Raw genomic sequence first — 17,940 nt, forward strand, 5'->3', positions numbered from 1 at the left:
TTACTCCCCTTCAACACGCATGATGCTGGCGACACCGCGCACGGTGTCGAGCTTGCGCAGCGCTTCGACGGTCGCCGAGAGGGCGGCGTCGGGCGCGCGGTGGGTGACGACGACGAGAGAAGCCTCGCCGCTGGTGCCCGCCCGTCGCCCGGAGCCACCCTGCTCGGCGGCGACCTCGTCGCCGCTGCCCGAGTTCCGGCCCTGCTGACGAACGGTATCGATCGACACACCCTGCTCGGCGAAGACCGTGGCGACCTGGGCGAGAACACCCGGTTTGTCGGCGACGTCGAGGCTGATGTGGTAACGCGTCACGACCTCGCCCATGGGGCTGACAGGCAGGCGCGTGTAGGCGGACTCGCCGGGGCCGGTGGCCCCGTTGAGCTTGTTCCGGCAGACGGCGACGAGGTCGCCGAGGACCGCCGAGGCGGTCGGCGAACCACCGGCGCCGGGGCCGTAGAACATCAGCTGCCCGGCGGCCTCGGCCTCGACGAAGACGGCGTTGTACGCCTCGCGGACGGAGGCCAGCGGGTGGCTGAGCGGGATCATCGCGGGGTGGACGCGCGCGGTGACCGACTGCCCGTCCGCCGCCCGCTCGCAGATGGCGAGGAGCTTGACGGTGCAGCCCATGCGGCGGGCGGAGGCGATGTCGGCGGCGGTGACCTCGGTGATGCCCTCGCGGTGCACCTCGCCGATCCGTACCCGGGTGTGGAAGGCGATCCCGGCGAGGATCGCGGCCTTCGCGGCGGCGTCGAAGCCCTCGACGTCGGCGGTCGGGTCGGCCTCGGCGTACCCGAGGGCGGTGGCCTCGTCGAGCGCCTCGGAGTAACCGGCTCCGCTGGTGTCCATCTTGTCGAGGATGAAGTTGGTCGTGCCGTTGACGATGCCGAGCACCCGGTTGACCTTGTCGCCCGCGAGGGACTCGCGCAGCGGGCGGACCAGCGGGATGGCCCCGGCGACGGCGGCCTCGTAGTAGAGGTCGCGGCCGTGCTCCTCGGCGGCGGCGTGCAGGGCGGTGCCGTCCTCGGCGAGGAGCGCCTTGTTGGCGGAGACGACGCTCGCGCCGTGCTCGAAGGCGGTGGTGATGAGGGTGCGGGCGGGCTCGATGCCGCCGATGACCTCGATGACCACGTCGATGTCGCCGCGCTTGACCAGGGCCGTGGCGTCGGTGGTGATGAGCGCGGGGTCGATGCCCTCGCGGACCTTCGACGGACGGCGGACGGCGACGCCGGCGAGCTCGACCGGCGCGCCGATGCGCGCGGCGAGGTCGTCGGCGTGCGTCGTCATGATGCGCGCCACCTCTGAGCCGACCACACCACAGCCCAGCAGCGCCACCTTCAGCGGACGCGTACGCATCATCCGACCTCGTTTCTCCTACATCCGATGTGTGGGACAGTCTCACTCACCGGACGGGCGATTCTGTCACCCGTCCGGATTCTGAGACATCTATTTCATCAGCCGACATCGAGACGCAGGAGATCTTCCTCCGTCTCGCGCCTGACGATGACGCGCGCCTCTCCGTCGCGCACGGCGACGACGGGCGGGCGGAGCGCGTGGTTGTAGTTGCTCGCCATCGATCGGCAGTACGCCCCGGTGGCCGGTACGGCGATCAGGTCGCCGGGCGCGAGGTCGGCGGGGAGGAACGCGTCCTTCACCACGATGTCGCCGCTCTCGCAGTGCTTGCCGACGACCCGGACCAGCATCGGTTCGGCGTCCGAGGTGCGCGAGACGAGCGCGACGCTGTACTCGGCGTCGTACAGGGCGGTCCGGATGTTGTCGGACATCCCGCCGTCGACGCTGACGTACGTGCGCAGCCCTTCGAGCGGCTTGATGGTGCCGACCTCGTACAGGGTGAAGGCGGTGGGGCCGACGATGGCGCGGCCCGGCTCGACGGAGATCCGGGGGGTGGCGAGGCCGGACGCCTCGCACTCGCGGGTGACGATGTCGCCGAGCGCCTTGGCGATCTCGTGCGGCTCGCGCGGGTCGTCGTCGGAGGTGTAGGCGATGCCCAGACCGCCGCCGAGGTCGATCTCGGCGAGCTCGACGCCGTGCTCGTCGCGCACCTCGGCGAGGAGCTGCACCACGCGGCGGGCGGAGACCTCGAAGCCGGCCATGTCGAAGATCTGCGAACCGATGTGCGAGTGGATGCCGGTGAGCTCCAGGCCGTCCAGGGCGAGGGCGCGGCGGACCGCCTCGGCGGCCAGGCCGCCGGCGAGCGCGATGCCGAACTTCTGGTCCTCGTGCGCGGTGGCGATGAACTCGTGGGTGTGCGCCTCCACGCCCACGGTGAGCCGGATCTGGACTTGCTGGCGCTTGCCGAGCCGCTGGGCGACGTGGGCGACGCGGACGATCTCCTGGAAGGAGTCGAGGACGATCCGGCCGACACCGGCCTCCACGGCCCGCTCGATCTCGGCGACCGTCTTGTTGTTGCCGTGGAAGGCGATGCGCTCTGCGGGCATCCCGGCGTCGAGCGCGGTGGTCAGCTCGCCGCCGGAGCAGACGTCGAGGTTGAGGCCCTCCTCGCGGAGCCAGCGCACGATCGCGCGGGAGAGGAACGCCTTGCCCGCGTAGTAGACGTCGGCGTCGGGCCCGAAGGCGTCGGACCAGGCGCGGCAGCGGGCCCGGAAGTCGGCCTCGTCCAGGAAGTACGCCGGGGTGCCGAACTCCTCGGCGAGCCGGGCGACTTCGATGCCGCCGACGGTGAGGGCGCCGTCCGCGTCACGGGTGACGGTGCGCGACCAGACCTTCTCGTCGAGGAGGTTCAGGTCGGCGGGCGGGGCCGCGTAGTGGCCCTCGGGGACGACATCGGCGTGACGGGGTCCGGCGGGGTGGGCGGAACGGCTCATCGTATGACTCTCTCGGGTCTCTCAAAGGTGTTCGGGCGCGCTGATACCGAGCAGGGACAGGCCGCCGGCCAGCACCGTCCCGGTGGCTTCGGCGAGGGCCGGCCGGGAGCGGTGGGCGGCCGAGGGTTTCTCGTCGCCGGCGGGGAGCGGGGGGCAGGCGTCGTGGAAGTCGAAGAAGGCGTGCGCGACGGCTTCGAGGTGGCGGGCGAGCCGGTCGGGCGCGCGGTGCCGGGCGGCGGCCTCCAGGACCGCCGGATGGTCGGCGAGGAGGGCGGCCAGCGCGAGGGCGGCGGGCTCCCCGAAGGGGGCGGCGTGGGGCGCGACGGTGCGGCCCGGTGCGGCGCCGTGGCGCCGGGCCGTGCCGCCGCGGGCGCCGTCGTCGTACGCGTCCCGGGCGCCGTCGTCGTACGCGTCCGGGGTGGGCCGGAGGCCGAGGGCGCGGGCGGCCCGCGTGACGGCGCGGGCGCGGGAGTGGGCGTAGCGGACCAGGAAGAGCGGGTTTGCGGCGGTCTGGACGAGCAGTCCGCCGTCGAGCACGGCCCGGTCGTGCCCGGCGGCCCGCAGCAGCCCCCAGCGGGCGGCGTCGGGCCCGAGGCGTACGAGGAGGTCTGTGGCGGGCATCCCGGCGGGCACGGGCCGAATCGTTCCGGCCGCACCGTCCCCGGGCCCGGAGCCCGTACCGGAATCCGTGCCGACGACGACCCCGAGGCCGCTCCACGCCGGGTCGGCCGGTCCGGTCGGGACGGTGCGCGGGGCGGCGCCCTGGGACCGCAGCAGGGCGGCGACGGCGTCGGCGGTGACGGCGGCCCGGACCTCGGCCGCGTAGGGCAGCAGCGGCGTCCGGCCGCTCAGCGCCGTCCCGTGGCCGTACGCCGCGCCGCGCGCCGCCACCTCGCGCACGAGGGCGGTCCGGGCGGCTCCGTCGGCGGAGGCGTCGAGCGTGAGGTTGAGGAATCCGGGCCCGGTGATCTCGACCCGCCCGATCCCGGGTTCGGCCGCGATGCGGTCCTTGAGGATGCGGGCGACCTCGTGCGCGGGCAGCGCCGCCGGACGGGCGAGCTGGAGCGCGACGGCGCAGGCGTAGTCCCCGCTGCCGCCGGGGCGCGTCCGCTCCACCCGTACGCGCGCGGGCACGGCCACTCGCAGGGCGTCCTCGTCCACCGCGCGGCGCACGGCGTGCAGCACGGTCCTGGAGAGGTCGGCGGGGGTCACGGGACCAGCCTAGGGGAGGAAGGGGGGCCCTCCGCGACCGCGTTTCGCCATGCGGGCAGTCGCCGGGGCCCCAGGGCGGCTGCCGGGGCGCACGGTGTCCCGGGCGGGGCTCAGCGCGCGGCGCTGCCCGCCCGGCCGGCGCCGAGACCGCCGTCCATCGCCGCGGGCTCCTCCGGCAGTGCGAGGCGGCGCACCAGCCGCACCAGCTCGCTGGGCTCGAACGGCTTCGCCAGGAACGCCTCCACCCCGGCGGCGACGCCCCGATCCGCCTCGTACGGGGTACAGGCGCTGATGATCGCGACCGGAATGGCACGGGTGCGGGGGTCCTCGCGGAGGCGTGCGGCGGTCCGGGGGCCGTCGAGCCGGGGCATCATGACGTCGAGGGTGATCACGTCGGGCCGCACACGGTGCACGACGTCCAGGCACTCGACACCGTCGGCCGCGGTCACGACCTCGAAGCCCTCAAGCTCCAGGTTGACCCTGATCAGATGCCGGATGACCTTGTTGTCGTCCACAACAAGCACGCGGCCGTACGCCCCTGACACGTTTCGAGAGTAGGTGCGCCCCCGGGGCCGCGTCCGGGTTTTGCCCACTTCCGCTCCGGGGGGCCGCACCGGCCCCGCCGCCCGGCGTACGCGCGGCGCCCGGCGCCGCGGACAAACCCGTTCACGGACACCCCTGCGGAGCTGGTAGTGTTTCACCCGTCGCAGAGCAACACCGCGATACGCCCCCGTAGCTCAGGGGATAGAGCATCGGCCTCCGGAGCCGGGTGCGCAGGTTCGAATCCTGCCGGGGGCACTTCCGGACAGAGGGCCCGATCAGCGGAAACGCCGATCGGGCCCTTTCTCGTTTTCTCGTTGGGTCTCTCGTCCTCTCGTCGCGCCGCGGCTCGCGGTCGCGTCCCCGCGGCGCGACGGTCCTCAGTCGAGGCAGAACTCGTTGCCCTCGATGTCCAGCATCGGGATGCAGGACTCGTCGAACCCGTCGGCCCGCAGGACCTGCACGCAGACCGCGCCGAGCGCGACCAGCCGTGCGCACTCGGCTTCGAGCGCGGCCAGCCGCTCGTCGCCCACCAGCCCCGTGCCGACCCGTACGTCGAGGTGCACCCTGTTCTTGACGGCCTTGCCCTCGGGCACCCGCTGGAAGTACATCCGCGGTCCCACCCCGGTGGGGTCCACGCAGACGAAGGACGCGCCCCGGCGCTCGGGCGGCAGCGAACGGTCGTACTCCTCCCAGGTGCCGAACCCCTCCGGGGGCGGCGGTACGACGTACCCGAGCACCTCGCACCAGAAGCGGGCGACGCGTGCGGGGTCCGCGCAGTCGAAGGTGACCTGGAACTGCCTGATCGCTGTCAAGGGGTCCTCCCGGAAGCTCGTCGTTCCACCGGGCACCGGATGCCGCCGTCCCGCTCGTGACGGTCCCGGTGCCGGCGCGCGAGCCTGCCACGGGAGCACGGGGAGCTCCATCGGTTTTCCGCGGGCCGCCGCTCAGCCGGTCGACTCGTCGGGGGTCGGGTGGTCCGGGTGGACGCCCGCGTTGCGCGCCGCGCGGGCACCCGCACCGGCCTCGTCGGGGTCGGCGCCGTCGGGGTCGGCGCCGTCGGGGTCGGCGCCGTCGGGGTCGTCCTGCCGCTGGTCCGCCCAGGGCGGCGGGGGGACGTCCAGGGCGTCCTCGCCCTCCTGCACCTGCTGGTCGGGCATGTCGGCGGGTACGGGCGGCGGGCTTCCCGAGGCGCCGGTGTACGCGGGTCCTTCTGGCCTGCGGTCGGTCATCTGCGTTCTCCGTTCGACCTGCCCATGGTTGCCGGGGCGCGAGTGTGCCGCCACTCCGGGTACCCGGGCACGCCGGACCGAAGCGTGTGGTGGAAGGAGCGCCGTCCGCCCCGACGACGGGCAGGACGTACGCGGGGGCGCCGGGCCGGGTCAGGCCGTCCGGACCGCCGGGCGCCCCACGTCGAAGACGTCCGGCGGTCCGGAATCCGCGGGGTCGTGGTCCTCGGCCGAAGCGCGGGCCTCCGCGAAGGCGCGGGCGCCGCGCTGGGGCGAGGTGTCCAGCCGTCCGAGGACGCCGGGCACCGCGATGCTGGGCAGCACCAGGTCGTACAGAAGAGAGATGCGCTCCTCGAAGTCGGCCATCTCGGTGGCCGCCTGCGACATCAGCTGGATGCCGGTGAAGGAGCCGACCATCGTCTGGGCGGTCCGCACGGGATCGACGTGCGGGAGCACCTCGCCCTGCCCCTGAGCTGCGGTGATCTGCTGACTGGTCAACTGCACCCAGTCGTGCCAAGGCTTCCCGAAGAAGCGCTGGTTGCTCTGATCGGCTGCAATCCGTGCGGCGCCCCGCAACAGTGGCTCTCTCGGCAGCCGGTGCGCGAGGATCAGCCCCATGTCGACGAACGACTGCATCTTGAGTGGTTGTTCGGGCGGCGGCTCGGTCACCGCATGGTCCAGAACGCCTCGTGCCAAGTCTTCCTTGGAGGGGAAGTGGAAGTACAGCGCACCCTTGGTCACCGCGGCCCGCTCCAGAATCTCCTGAATCGTCGCGGCCTCGTAGCCGCGCTCCGCGAAGACCGCTGCGGCGGCTGTCAGTACTGCGTTGCGCGTCCTGATCGCGCGCTCCTGCCGTGCCATTCGAGATCTCCTGACGATGCGCCTGACGGGGCTCAGTGTCTCCGGCACGTTCCCCTCAAGAAACCGGCTGGTCCGTATTCTATGGCACCGTTCCCGGCGGCCTCCAGTTGAGGCGGCGCCGGCGGCCGTGTTCCCGGCCGCGCTCCCCGCCCTCAACGGCCCGTACGGTCCGCCCCTTTGAGGACGCACCGAACTGCTCCGTTTTCGCGCTCGACCACCACTGATCACGTGCGCATTCATCCCTGGGGGGAGCACATGCACCACACCGTCAAGCACCATCACGCCCCGTCCGTCCCCGAGTTCAGGACGGACGCCACCGCCTCGGTCCCGGCGCCCGGAGGGGGCGTACCGGACACCGTGCCCTCGGTCCGCCCGGCGGACGCCCACCGCGTCCATCCGGACGACGTGCTGATCCGCGACTACCACCGGATCGCAGAGAACAGTTACGCACTCGACATCGACTGGGCCGGCCGGCACGTCTTCTTCGAACCCGCACTCGGCAGTGTGCACCACCACATGCTGATCGCGCAGACACTGAGGCAGATCGGACTCAGCCTCGCACACACCGAGTTCAAGATCAGCTCCGCGCACCAGTTCCTCATGAGCGGGATGTCCTACTCCGCCGATCCGCGCCGGTCGACCGACCTGTCGCCGATCCGCGCGGAGGCGGTCTGCACCTGGACGGGGCGCAACGGTATCCGCATAGCCATCACCCTGGAGCAGCACGGGTCCGTCTTCGTCAGGAGCGAGTCCGGGTTCTCCTGGGTGTCCGACCGGGTCTACCGGCGGCTGCGCGGCTCGCACCTGACCGCGCGGCCCGGGGCCATGCCGGCGCCGGTCGGCGCGGCACCGGCCGGGCGGCGGGCGGCGGACGAGGTGGTGCTCGGCGCTTCGGACCACCCCCACCGCTGGGAACTGATCGCCGACACCGGCAATCCGGCGCTGATGGACCACCCCGTCGACCACGTGCCGGGGCTCGTGATCATGGAGGCGAGCCAGCAGGCCGCGCACGCCGTCGTCGCGGGTACGGGAAGCCGGTCGTGGTCCCCGCTCACCACCGACATGCGGACGTCCCGGTACGTGGAGTTCGACGCGCCGTGCTGGATCGACGCCCGCGAAGTGCCCGCGCCCAGGGCGCCCTTGGGCCGGACCCCTGGCTCGGACGGCGCTCCGGGCGCTCCGGGCGCTCCGGAGAGGATCGCGGTGGAGGTGACCGGGACGCAGCACGGGGAGGTCGTGTTCCGCAGCCTGGTGGAAGGAGTGGCCGCGCCCGTCGCCCAGGCCGGGTGAGGCTCCGGGGCCGGTGGCGGACGTGCGGGCGGACGGAGTCCGCGGTCCGTACGCCACCGGCTTCCGGGGCTGGTCGGGCCCGGGGGGCGAGGCCTTTGTCCGGGGACGTTCCCCGCACGGATCAGGCGTGCCCGTGCCCGCCGTGCCGCAGGACGGGGAGTTCCTGGTGGCCGTTGGAGATGAAGGACTTCACCGGGCGCAGCGAGGAGGACGGGACGGCGAGCGTCAGTCCGGGGAAGCGGGCGAAGAGCGCGGAGAGCGCGGTGACCCCCTCCATCCGGGCGAGGGGCGCCCCGAGGCAGTGGTGGACGCCGTGTCCGAAGGCGAGATGGTCGCGGCGGGTCGGCCGGGTGAGGTCGAACCGGTCGGCGTCCGGCCCGTGCAGGCCCTCGTCGCGGCCCGCCCCGGCGACGGACATGACGAGGGCGTCGCCCTTCGGCACGACCACGTCGCCGAGGTCGATGTCCTCGACGGCGTACCGGAGCATGAGGTTGGCCGCGGCCGGTTCCCAGCGCAGGGTCTCCTCGATCGCGTCGGACCACTCCGCCTTGCCGGTGCGGATCAGTTCGAGCTGGTCGGGGTGGGTGAGCAGGGCGTGCGTGGCGTGGTCGATGAGGTTGATGGTGGTCTCGTACCCGGCCGACAGGAAGTGGACGAGGGTGTCGAGCAGTTCCTGGTCCTCCAGGGGGTCCGGTTCGCCGGAGGCGAGTTGCCCGCGCTGGATGGCGATCAGGGCGCTGGTGAGGTCGTCGCCGGGGGTCTCCCGCTTGAGGGCGACGAGTCCGTGGAGGATGCCGTACAGCTCCCCGGCGTGGACGCGCACTTCCTCGGCCGGGGTCGCGGTGCTGAACAGGGCGTCGAACAGGGTGCAGAGCCGGTCACGGCTGGCCAGCGGTACGCCGAACAGCTCGCAGATGACGCGGGCGGGCAGCGGTCCGGCGTACCGGGCGCGCAGGTCCACCGGTTCGCCCGCGGGCAACGCCTCGATCTCGTCGAGCAGTTCCTCGGCGATGCGGGTGACGACGGGGGCCAGGGCCTTGGTGCGGTGGGCGGTGAAGGCGCCGGAGACGAGCTTCCGCAGCCGAGTGTGGGCGGGGCCGTACGCCGTGAACATGCTGCGTATGGAGACCCACAGGGCCATCGACCAGTCGGGCCCGACCTCGCCGTCGATCCAGGCGGGCCAGTGCTGGGCGGCGTCCTTGGAGACGTCCGGGGAGGTGAGCAGCCGGGTGATGACGGCGGGGTCGGCGACGGCCCAGGCGGGGACGCCTTCCGGCAGTTCGATCCGGGTGGCCGGTCCGCCCGCGCGGACACGGGCGGCCTCGCCCTGGATGTCCGTACCGGAGGGGTCGAGCCGGAACGGGCAGCGCCCGGCGGGGGCGGGGGCGTGCCCGGCGGGGGCGGCGGCGATGACGTCGCCGTGATGCGTGTGCATGATGTGTCTCTTTTCTGGACGGCTCGTGCCTGCGAGGACATTGGCCGCAGAGACGCTGTTTCGGCAAGCGGAGGGGCGAACCGATTTTCCGGCCGGTGGGGCGGAGGCGGTACGAGGACCCGTCGGGGCCCGCGTACCGTCTCCGCGCACCGCGGGGTCAGGCGAGCGGCAGGCCGGGGGCCGGGTGGGCGTCCATCAGCTCCTTGACCTCGCCGCGGACCCGGGCGACCACGCTCTCGTCGCCGGTGCGCGCCGCGTCGACCACGGTGTCGATCCAGGCCGCCACGTCCGCCATCGCGGAGGCCGGAACACCGCGCGTGGTGAGCGCCGGGGTGCCGATGCGGATGCCGGACGGGTCGAAGGGCTTGCGGGTGTCGTACGGCACGGAGTTGTAGTTCACCACGATGCCCGCGCGGTCCAGCGCCTTGGCCGCGGCCTTGCCCGGCACGTCCTTGCCGCTGAGGTCGATCAGCAGCAGGTGGTTGTCGGTGCCGCCGGAGACGAGGTCGAAGCCCCGCCCGGCCAGTTCCTCGCCGAGGAGACGGGCGTTGGCGACCACCTGGTGGGCGTAGCCGGCGAAGTCCGGCCGCGCGGCCTCGCCGAGCGCGACCGCGATGGCGGCCGTGGTCTGGTTGTGCGGACCGCCCTGGAGCCCCGGGAACACCGCCCGGTCGAGGGCGCGGGCGTGCTCGGCCGTGCTGAGCAGCATCGCGCCGCGCGGCCCGCGCAGCGTCTTGTGCGTGGTGGTGGAGACGACGTCGGCGTACGGGGCGGGCGAGGGGTGCGCGCCACCGGCGATCAGCCCGGCGATGTGGGCGACGTCGGCGACCAGCACCGCACCGGTCTCGCGGGCGATCTCGGCGAAGCCCGCGAAGTCGATGGTGCGGGGCACCGCCGTACCGCCACAGAAGATCACTTTGGGGCGTTCGGCGAGGGCCAGGTCGCGCACCTCGTCCAGGTCGACCCGCCCGGTGTCACGGCGCACGCCGTAGCCCACGCCCCGGAACCACGTGCCGGTGGCGGAGACGCCCCAGCCGTGGGTGAGGTGGCCGCCCATCGGCAGGCCCATGCCGAGGACGGTGTCGCCGGGGGCGCAGAACGCGAGGTAGACGGCGAGGTTCGCCGGGGAGCCCGAGTACGGCTGCACATTGGCGTGCTCCATGCCGAAGAGGGCCTTGGCCCGCTCGACGGCCAGCCTCTCGACCTGGTCGACGACCTGCTGGCCCTCGTAGTAGCGGCGGCCGGGATAGCCCTCGGAGTACTTGTTCTGGAGGACGGTGCCGGACGCCTCCAGCACGGCGGCCGAGACGTAGTTCTCGCTGGGGATCAGCCGCAGGGTGTCGGCCTGGAGCCGCTCCTCCGCGTCGATCAGCCCGGCGAGTACGGGATCGGTGGCGGCGAGCGCAGGGCGGGCGGCGGACGGCGCCGCGGCGGGCGCCCCGTCGGAGGGCGGTGCGGATACGGCGGTCACGGATGTGAGTGCGGGTACGGTCATCGGGCTCTCCCGGGTCGGCCGCGTCGTGCGGCATGGACCCGGATGCCCAGGCGGACGGCCCTCCGGCGGTGGTCCTCCGGACGTGCCGGAGCGCGCCGCTCCCTCGTGGTCGTTTCCACGCAACGCCCCGTGAGGCGCACGCCAGTCGCGGCACGCAGGACGTTACCGGCTCGGGCCGGAGCGCGCGCGGGAAAACACGGACGGGACGGGGCCGGGGCGGTGCCGAGTCGGTGGGCAGGGGGGCGAGAAATCCGGTGGACACGCGGCGCGTGCCGCCCGTAGGACTGTCCCCGCCCCGGCGGCCCACCGCCTCCGTACCGGCTCGGCCCGCGAAGAGACGACCCCCGCCGCCTCCGTACCCGCCTCACCCGAGAAGAGAGGAGCCGCCGCCCGTGGACCTTCCCCGCGTCTTCACCATCCGCGAGAGCAGCCACCGCATCCACAACCCGTTCACCTCCGAGGATTTGGCGACGCTGGGCCGGGCCCTGCGCCTGGAGCCGGGAACCCGTGCGCTCGACCTCGCCAGCGGCAGCGGCGAGTTGCTGTGCACCTGGGCGCGTGACCACGACATCACCGGTACGGGAGTCGACATCAGCACCGTCTTCACCGCGGGGGCACGCGCCCGTGCGGCGGAACTCGGGGTGGCGGACCGGGTGGAGTTCGTGCACGGGGACGCCTCCGGGCATGTCGCGGACGTGCCCGTCGGCCTCGCCGCCTGTGTCGGGGCGACCTGGATCGGCGGGGGCCTGGACGGGACGGTGGAGCTGCTGGCCCGCAGCCTGCGGCCGGGCGGCCTGATGCTGATCGGCGAGCCGTACTGGCGCCGGGAACCCCCGGACCAGGAGACCGTCGAGGGCTGCCACGCGAGCGGCCCGGCCGACTTCCTGGCGCTGCCCGAGCTGCTGGGGCGGTTCGGCGCTCTCGGGTACGACGTAGTGGAGATGGTGCTGGCGGACCAGAACAGCTGGGACCGGTACCGGGCGGCGCAGTGGCTCAATCTCCGTAGCTGGCTGGACCGGAACCCGGACGACGAACTGGCCGCCCAGGTACGGGCGGAGCTCACCACCGACCCGGTCCGCTACGCCCGGTACGAGCGCGAGTACCTCGGCTGGGGGGTCTTCGCCCTGATGAAGCGCTGACGCTGCCCCGATCCCGATGCCGGCGCGGCGCCGGTCCGCTGCCGACGAGGCCCCGATCCGGTGCCGACACACGGCGGTCGACGCGGCGGCGGGCGTCCGGCGGGGGGCGGTGCCCGGACCGTGACGAACCGTCCGGTTCGTGCGTGGACGAGCGAGGAAGGGGAAAGAGAGAAGGTAACCGCAATGGCTCGACGGTGGGGGGACCGTATGGAGTCGGACGAGGGACGCGCGCATCCGTACGACGGCGCTCCGGGGCCGGATCCGAGCCCGGGCCCCGTGCCGGGACCGGGGCCGACGGCCGCCCGGACCTCCGGACCGGGCGGGCCGGTGAACGTACCACCGCCCCCGCCGGGGCCGCCGCCCGTGCCGCCGCCCCCGCCGGGGCCTCCCTCGCCGCCGCCCCCTCTCCCGTCCTCTCCCCCGCCGCCGGGTGCCGGGCTGCGCGCCGTCGCGGCCGGGTTGCTCGACCTCAGCGGTCTCGGGCTCGGCCATCTCCTCACCCGCCGCTGGATCCGCGCCGCTCTCTGCCTCGCCGCGACGGGCCTGCTGCTGCTCACGGCCCTGCCCGCCGATCCCGACGGGGTGCCGGGCGGCGTGCTCGTCCTCTACCTCGTGGTGCTCGTCGTGGCCGCCGCCGACGCGGCGAGGATCGCGCGGCGGACGCCGGTCGCCGGCTCGTGGCGGCCGGTGGTGGCCGCCGTGCTCGGGCTGGTGCTGCTGGCCGTCCCGGTGGGCGGGGTGGCGTTCTACGGCTCCGCGCGCGACGAGGCCGTGCAGGAGATGCTGCTCGACCGGCTGGAGACCGCCGACCAGGAGGTCGCCGCGGCGCACGGCCAGTGGTTCACCACGGCGAAGGCGAAGTACGCCTCGGCGTACGCCGTCTACCGCGACCTCGGCCTCAAGCACCCGGACTCGCGTGCCGGAAAGCGGGTGCCGGACCGGCTGAAGGCCTACTACGCGGCGGTCTCCGCCCCGTACACCGCGAAGGACTTCTGCGGGGCGCTGGAACCGCTGCGCCATCTGCGCACCCTGCCGAGGGGCGCGGACGCCGAACTGCTGGGCAGTCTCGCGCAGTGGCCCGACGAGCCGCTGTCCGAGTCCCTGTACGCGTGCGGGATGTCGAAGCTCGGCACCGACGCCGCTTCCGCCTCCGAGGGCACCGAACTCGCCGAGCTCCAGCGGACGTTCCCGGACTCGGCCGCCGCCGGGAAGGTGGCCGCGGCCGTCGACGCGCGGATCGCCGAGGAGGCCGGGAAGCTGGGCGGCGCCGAGCCGTGCACGGTGACGGAGACGCTGCGCCGCATCGGCACGACCGTGGGCGCGCTGACCGGGGACGCACTCAAGGCCTCGGCCGCCCGCGCGGACCGGGGCGTCCAGGACGGGGTGTACGCCTGCGGGGTGGACCAGTTCAGGGAGAAGAAGTTCGACGAGGCGCGCTCCACGCTGACCGGGTTCGCCGACACGTACGGGGACGACGGGCGGCGCGGGCAGGCGCGGAACATCTCGATAGCCGCCGAGATCGCCGAGAACCGCCCCGCCGCCGGGGAGAAGCTGCCACCGGCGAAACGGCCGGGCGGCCCGACGATGGAGCTCGTCATCAGCAACGACGCGCCCAACACGGTGGAGGTCCTTTACACCGGGCCGGTCACCGGCACCGTCACCCTGAAGGCGTGCGGGAGTTGCGGGCGGTACGACAGCACGGCCGACGGGAACCAGCACGCCTGCCGGGCGAGCGGGAAGAGCTACCCGAAGGCGCGGCTGCGACTGCCCGCCGGCGACTACCACTTCCTGTACAAGCACGGGACCGGGGCGAACGCGGCCGTGGACAGTTACGCGGACGGTTCGAAGATCGAGCCCGGGTACACCTACACCTCGTGCACGTACGTCGTCGAGCAGGACGACCCCTACGGGCTGGACCTGCCGTCGCTGGACCTGCCGTCGATCGACCCGGCGGACATCGCCTGACCGGCCCGGTGGGTACGGCGGAGGGGTGAGGCGGGAGGCGTACGGCCGGGGAAGCAGGCCGCGAGCTCTCCGGGCGCTCCGGGCTCTCAGTGCTCGCGCTCAGGCGGAGGAACGCGAGGTCCGCCTGCCCGAAGCGCTCTTGCCCGCCGCCGTCTTCTTGGCGGAGGAGGCCTTCTTCGCGGGGGCCTTCTTCGCGGGGGCCTTCTTCGCAGTCGCCTTCGTCCCCGCTTTCCCCTCAGCGGTCTTCTTCGCGGACGTCTTCTTCGCGGGAGCCTTCTTCGCCGCCGGTTTTTGTGCCGTCCCCCCGGCCGTGGACTTCTTCGCCCCGGTCTCCTTCGGCTGCGACCTGCCGGAGTCCGGGGCGGCCGAGCGGGAGACGTTCTTGCCGGTCGGCGTGCGGCGGGTGGTCCGCCCGATGGGGTGGACGTCGGCCACCTTGCCGTCCGGCCCGTCGCCCCCGCCCTCCCCGTCGCCCTTTCCGTCGCCCCGCGACTCCTTGGCGGCGCGGACGCTCTTCTCCAGGGCGGCGACCAGGTCGATGACCTTGCCGCCGGTGTCCTCCTCGTGGGCGGGTTCCAGCGGTTCGCCCGCGGCCTTCGCGGCGACCAGCTCCTCCACCGCCTCGCGGTAGTCGTCGTGGAGCGTGTCCAGGTCCACCCCGCCGAGGGTGTCCATCAAAGCGTCGGCCAGGTCGAGTTCGGCGTCGCGCACCTTGGTCGCCGCGTCCGGTACGACGTCCTCGGGCGAGCGCAGCTCGTCCGGCCACAGGAGGCCGTGCATCACGATCACGTCCTCGGCCACCCGCAGCATCCCGAGCCGTTCCCGCCCCCGCAGCGCGAACTTGGCGACGGCCACCTTCTCGCTCCGTCTGAGCGCCTCGCGCAGCAGGGTGTAGGGCTTCGCCGCCGGGACCCCGTTGGCGGAGAGGTAGTAGGCGGTGTCCATCTGGAGCGGGTCGATCCGGGTGGCCGGGACGAAGCCGAGGATCTCGATCGTCTTGTTCGTGGGGAGCGGGAGCGAGGCGAGGTCCTCGTCGGTGATCGGGATGAGCGTGCCGTCCGCGTCCTCGTACGCCTTGCCGGTCTCGGCCGAGGTCACCTCCTCCTCGTCGACCTCGCAGACCTTGCGGTAGCGGATGCGACCGCCGTCGGTGAGGTGCACCTGGCGGAAGGAGACGGAATGGTTCTCGGTGGCGTTCATCAGTTTGACCGGGATGCTGACCAGCCCGAACGAGATCGCGCCGTTCCAGATGGACCTCATGGAGCTCACGTGCGACCCCTTCCGACGACCACGCCCCGGCGATTCCGGCGGCCCCGCCCTGCGGGCTCCGGGCACATTGCGCACACTTCGGGCGATTCGTGTGATTCTTATCGTATGACGCCGATCACGGAGGTGGAGGGGCGGCGCCTGGCGCTCAGCAACCTGGACAAGGTGGTGTACCCGGCCACCGGCACGACCAAGGGCGAGGTGCTGCACTACTACGCCGCCACGGTCGCGGGGGCGCTGCTCGCCCATCTGTACAACCGGCCGGTCTCCTTCCTGCGGTATCCGGACGGTGCGGAGGGCCAGCACTTCTTCTCCAAGAACCCGCCGCCCGGTACACCCGCCTGGGTGCGTACGGCGCGCGTCCCGCACCGGGGGGAGCGGGAGGCGGCCCAGGTCATGGTCCAGGACCTGGCCTCGCTGATGTGGGCGGCCAATCTGATGGTCGAGTTCCACACCCCGCAGTGGCAGGCGGACGCACCGGGGATCGCCGACCGGATGGTCTTCGACCTGGACCCGGGCGCCCCGGCGAGCGTGGTCGAGTGCTGCGCGGTCGCAGGCTGGCTGCGCGAGCGGCTGGCGGCCGACGGGCTGCTCGCGTACGGGAAGACCTCCGGCGCCAAGGGCCTGCATCTGCTGGTCCCCCTGGAGCCCACCCCGTCCGACGAGGTGACGGCGTACGCGAAGAAGCTCGCGGTCGAGGCGGAGGCGGCGCTGCCGGATCTGGTCGTCCACCGGATGAAGCGGGATCTGCGGCCGGGGAAGGTGTTCGTCGATTTCAGCCAGAACGCGGCGGCGAAGACCACCGCCACCCCCTACACCCTCCGCGCCCGCCCCGGACCGGCCGTCTCCGCGCCCGTCACCTGGGAGGAGATCGAGGCGTGCGGCGCCCCGGAGGAGCTGGTGTTCCTCGCGGGCGACATGGCCGCACGCCTGGAGACGTACGGGGACCTGCTCGGGCCGCTCATCAACCCGAACCGGGCCCGTCCGCTGCCCGCCGGCCGCCGGGGGCGCCGCCCCGGCGCGTGACGGCGCGTGACGGCGCCCGGCCGCCCCCACGGGCCGCCTCGGGGACCTCCCGCACCACAGGTCTCCCACAGCCCCGCGCCGCGGCGGCGGGAAAGGCCCGTCCCCCGGGCGGACCACCGCGGACCTGGGGCAGACTCGGTGCGAGGCGGGCGTGGGTCGTTCCGGGAACCAACTCCGGCCACGCGCCGTCGCAGCGGTTGAGCGTCGTGATCGGGGAGGGGATGGCCGGAGTGTTCTCGGGGATCGACGAGGTGGACTGGGCCTCGATGCGGCATGCCTACGGACCGGCAGACGATGTTCCGGCGCTGCTGGCGGGGCTGGCCTCCGCGGACCCGGCGCAACGCGAACGCGCGCTGGACGGGATGTACGGCGCCGTCCACCACCAGGGCGACGTGTACGCCTGCACGCTCGCGTGCATCCCGTTCCTCTTCGAGCTGGCCGCCGACCCCTCGGTGTCCGAGCGCGGCACCATCGTGGAGCTGCTGACCAGCATCGGCGGCATCGAGCTGGACGAGGACGACGAGGACGAACTCGACGAGGACGAGATCGAGGGCGCCGCCAACTACGCCATGGCCGCGGCGGCCGTCTGCGCCGGGGCGGAGGTCTTCGTCCAGCTGCTGGACGACCGCGACCGCGGCGTGCGGCTCGCGGCCCCGCTGGCGCTCGCCACGCTCCACACCGAACCGGAGCGCTGTCTCGCACTGCTGCGGAAGCGGCTGCCGGTGGAGCAGGACGAGGAGGTGCGGCTCGCCCTCGTGGAGGCGGCCGGCCGGCTCGCCCTGCGCCACGACACGGTGGCCGACGCGGCGGCGCACTGGCTGAGCCGTCTCGCGATGCAGGAGTACGCGCCGGGCCTCCGGCTGGCGGCCCTCGCGCAGTTGGCGCGGTGCGCGCCCGGCGCGCTCCCCGTCGACATCGTGCCCAGGGTCTCGGCCCTGCTGCGCGACCTGCGCGCGGCGCATCCTCCGTCCGGCCCGGCCTCGCGGGCCGCCGCCGAGGCCGCGGCCCGCGAGGGAGCCCAGTCGCCGACGCTGATCGGTCAGCTGCGCGCCCTGCACGCGGCGGAGACGGCCGGGCGGGGCGCCCCCTGGGCCGCCGATCTGCTGCGCACCCTGCACGGGGCGCTCGGCGACCGGGTGGAGGACCGGGTGGCGCTCCTCGCCGACCAGCTGTGCAGTCCGGACGAGGGGCAGCGGCTGGACGCGGTCCGGATGAGCGACGGGCTGATCCGGGCGTGGCGGGGCTCGTACGACGAGGTGGTGCGGCTGGTCGGGGAACAGCTCGCCGAGCCCGATCCCCGGCTCCGCGACGCCGCCGCGCATCTGCTGGCCGACGTCCACACGCTCGCCGCACCGGCCGCGGACGCGCTGGCGGCGCGGGTGGCGGTGGCCCCGGAGAGCTGGGTCCGGCTGTGGGACCACGGGCAGCCGAGCCTGGACCCGGCGGTGCGGGCGCTGGCCAACGTCGGCGACCCCCGGGCGCTGCCGGTGCTGGCCGCCGTGCTGGAGGGGCCGGTCGTGCCGCACAACCTCGGGCACGCCGTCGCGGGGCTCGGGCCGGCCGGGTCCCCGCTGGCCGGGGCGCTGCGCCGGAGACTGGCGTCCATCAGCGCGACGGCCCCGTCCGGGCAGGACGGGGC

14 protein-coding genes, 1 tRNA gene, 1 pseudogene and 1 riboswitch are annotated in these 17,940 nt (G+C 73.6%); of the genes and pseudogenes, 6 read left to right on the forward strand and 10 right to left on the reverse strand.

Annotated elements, in window-relative coordinates; genetic code table 11:
• The 4 genes from ACFWEE_RS21600 to ACFWEE_RS21615 all read right to left on the reverse strand — a co-directional run bounded on the left by ACFWEE_RS21600 (position 1) and on the right by ACFWEE_RS21615 (position 4,648).
• Positions 1-1,356, reverse strand: coding sequence for a homoserine dehydrogenase (locus ACFWEE_RS21600; RefSeq protein WP_386891257.1), 1,356 nt, complete (start codon positions 1,354-1,356; stop codon positions 1-3).
• A 95-nt stretch (positions 1,357-1,451) separates the two neighbouring features.
• Positions 1,452-2,843, reverse strand: coding sequence for a diaminopimelate decarboxylase (gene lysA / locus ACFWEE_RS21605; protein WP_386891258.1), 1,392 nt, complete (start codon positions 2,841-2,843; stop codon positions 1,452-1,454).
• Between the two features lie 21 nt (positions 2,844-2,864).
• On the reverse strand, positions 2,865-4,055 hold the full coding sequence (nrtL, locus tag ACFWEE_RS21610; protein ID WP_386891259.1) for an ArgS-related anticodon-binding protein NrtL: 1,191 nt from the start codon (positions 4,053-4,055) through the stop codon (positions 2,865-2,867).
• Positions 4,056-4,165: 110 nt separating this feature from the next.
• Positions 4,166-4,648 carry a response regulator gene (locus ACFWEE_RS21615; RefSeq protein ID WP_386891261.1) on the reverse strand — a complete coding sequence of 161 codons (483 nt, stop codon included), beginning with the start codon at positions 4,646-4,648 and terminating at the stop codon, positions 4,166-4,168.
• Between the two features lie 133 nt (positions 4,649-4,781).
• Here ACFWEE_RS21615 and ACFWEE_RS21620 point away from each other — a divergent pair.
• A tRNA-Arg gene (locus ACFWEE_RS21620) sits at positions 4,782-4,853 on the forward strand.
• Between the two features lie 122 nt (positions 4,854-4,975).
• Here ACFWEE_RS21620 and ACFWEE_RS21625 read toward each other — a convergent pair.
• The 3 genes from ACFWEE_RS21625 to ACFWEE_RS21635 all read right to left on the reverse strand — a co-directional run bounded on the left by ACFWEE_RS21625 (position 4,976) and on the right by ACFWEE_RS21635 (position 6,685).
• Positions 4,976-5,410 (reverse strand): VOC family protein, encoded by a 435-nt coding sequence (locus tag ACFWEE_RS21625; protein ID WP_386891263.1) that lies wholly within the window; start codon positions 5,408-5,410, stop codon positions 4,976-4,978.
• 132 nt (positions 5,411-5,542) lie between these two features.
• Positions 5,543-5,827 (reverse strand): hypothetical protein, encoded by a 285-nt coding sequence (locus ACFWEE_RS21630; RefSeq protein ID WP_386891265.1) that lies wholly within the window; start codon positions 5,825-5,827, stop codon positions 5,543-5,545.
• A 150-nt stretch (positions 5,828-5,977) separates the two neighbouring features.
• Entirely contained in the window at positions 5,978-6,685 is a 708-nt protein-coding gene (locus ACFWEE_RS21635) for a ScbR family autoregulator-binding transcription factor (protein WP_386891267.1), read from the reverse strand.
• 255 nt (positions 6,686-6,940) lie between these two features.
• Between ACFWEE_RS21635 and ACFWEE_RS21640 the strand changes: the two genes are divergently transcribed.
• Entirely contained in the window at positions 6,941-7,975 is a 1,035-nt protein-coding gene (locus tag ACFWEE_RS21640) for a ScbA/BarX family gamma-butyrolactone biosynthesis protein (RefSeq protein WP_386891269.1), read from the forward strand.
• A gap of 121 nt (positions 7,976-8,096) precedes the next feature.
• Here the strand turns inward: ACFWEE_RS21640 and ACFWEE_RS21645 are convergent, their stop codons facing one another.
• Positions 8,097-9,410 (reverse strand): cytochrome P450, encoded by a 1,314-nt coding sequence (locus ACFWEE_RS21645; protein ID WP_386891271.1) that lies wholly within the window; start codon positions 9,408-9,410, stop codon positions 8,097-8,099.
• Positions 9,411-9,567: 157 nt separating this feature from the next.
• Positions 9,568-10,905, reverse strand: a complete 1,338-nt coding sequence (glyA, locus tag ACFWEE_RS21650; protein ID WP_386891272.1) for a serine hydroxymethyltransferase — start codon at positions 10,903-10,905, stop codon at positions 9,568-9,570.
• 37 nt (positions 10,906-10,942) lie between these two features.
• Positions 10,943-11,064, reverse strand: a riboswitch (ZMP/ZTP riboswitch).
• A 233-nt stretch (positions 11,065-11,297) separates the two neighbouring features.
• Between glyA and ACFWEE_RS21655 the strand changes: the two genes are divergently transcribed.
• Both ACFWEE_RS21655 and ACFWEE_RS21660 read left to right on the forward strand, forming a co-directional pair.
• Entirely contained in the window at positions 11,298-12,044 is a 747-nt protein-coding gene (locus tag ACFWEE_RS21655) for an SAM-dependent methyltransferase (protein WP_386891273.1), read from the forward strand.
• A 207-nt stretch (positions 12,045-12,251) separates the two neighbouring features.
• Positions 12,252-14,009, forward strand: a complete 1,758-nt coding sequence (locus tag ACFWEE_RS21660; RefSeq protein ID WP_386891281.1) for a hypothetical protein — start codon at positions 12,252-12,254, stop codon at positions 14,007-14,009.
• A 99-nt stretch (positions 14,010-14,108) separates the two neighbouring features.
• Here ACFWEE_RS21660 and ACFWEE_RS21665 read toward each other — a convergent pair whose 3' ends face one another.
• Positions 14,109-15,269, reverse strand: a complete 1,161-nt coding sequence (locus tag ACFWEE_RS21665) for a Ku protein (RefSeq protein ID WP_386891283.1) — start codon at positions 15,267-15,269, stop codon at positions 14,109-14,111.
• A gap of 114 nt (positions 15,270-15,383) precedes the next feature.
• Between ACFWEE_RS21665 and ligD the strand changes: the two genes are divergently transcribed.
• Positions 15,384-16,301, forward strand: coding sequence for a non-homologous end-joining DNA ligase (ligD, locus tag ACFWEE_RS21670; RefSeq protein ID WP_386891275.1), 918 nt, complete (start codon positions 15,384-15,386; stop codon positions 16,299-16,301).
• 230 nt (positions 16,302-16,531) lie between these two features.
• A pseudogene (locus ACFWEE_RS21675) lies at positions 16,532-17,940 on the forward strand (PBS lyase); the annotation flags it as partial.

Source organism: Streptomyces sp. NPDC060184 (assembly GCF_042728795.1).
Taxonomy (GTDB): domain Bacteria; phylum Actinomycetota; class Actinomycetes; order Streptomycetales; family Streptomycetaceae; genus Streptomyces.

Coding starts and splice junctions, on each gene's coding strand:
- ACFWEE_RS21630 (WP_386891265.1), bottom strand. CDS start 5,827: ATGACCGACCGCAGGCCAGAAGGACCCGCGTACACCGGCGCCTCGGGA.
- ACFWEE_RS21635 (WP_386891267.1), bottom strand. CDS start 6,685: ATGGCACGGCAGGAGCGCGCGATCAGGACGCGCAACGCAGTACTGACA.
- ACFWEE_RS21600 (WP_386891257.1), bottom strand. CDS start 1,356: ATGATGCGTACGCGTCCGCTGAAGGTGGCGCTGCTGGGCTGTGGTGTG.
- ACFWEE_RS21645 (WP_386891271.1), bottom strand. CDS start 9,410: ATGCACACGCATCACGGCGACGTCATCGCCGCCGCCCCCGCCGGGCAC.
- ACFWEE_RS21640 (WP_386891269.1), top strand. CDS start 6,941: ATGCACCACACCGTCAAGCACCATCACGCCCCGTCCGTCCCCGAGTTC.
- ACFWEE_RS21660 (WP_386891281.1), top strand. CDS start 12,252: ATGGAGTCGGACGAGGGACGCGCGCATCCGTACGACGGCGCTCCGGGG.
- ligD (WP_386891275.1), top strand. CDS start 15,384: ATGACGCCGATCACGGAGGTGGAGGGGCGGCGCCTGGCGCTCAGCAAC.
- lysA (WP_386891258.1), bottom strand. CDS start 2,843: ATGAGCCGTTCCGCCCACCCCGCCGGACCCCGTCACGCCGATGTCGTC.
- glyA (WP_386891272.1), bottom strand. CDS start 10,905: ATGACCGTACCCGCACTCACATCCGTGACCGCCGTATCCGCACCGCCC.
- ACFWEE_RS21665 (WP_386891283.1), bottom strand. CDS start 15,269: ATGAGGTCCATCTGGAACGGCGCGATCTCGTTCGGGCTGGTCAGCATC.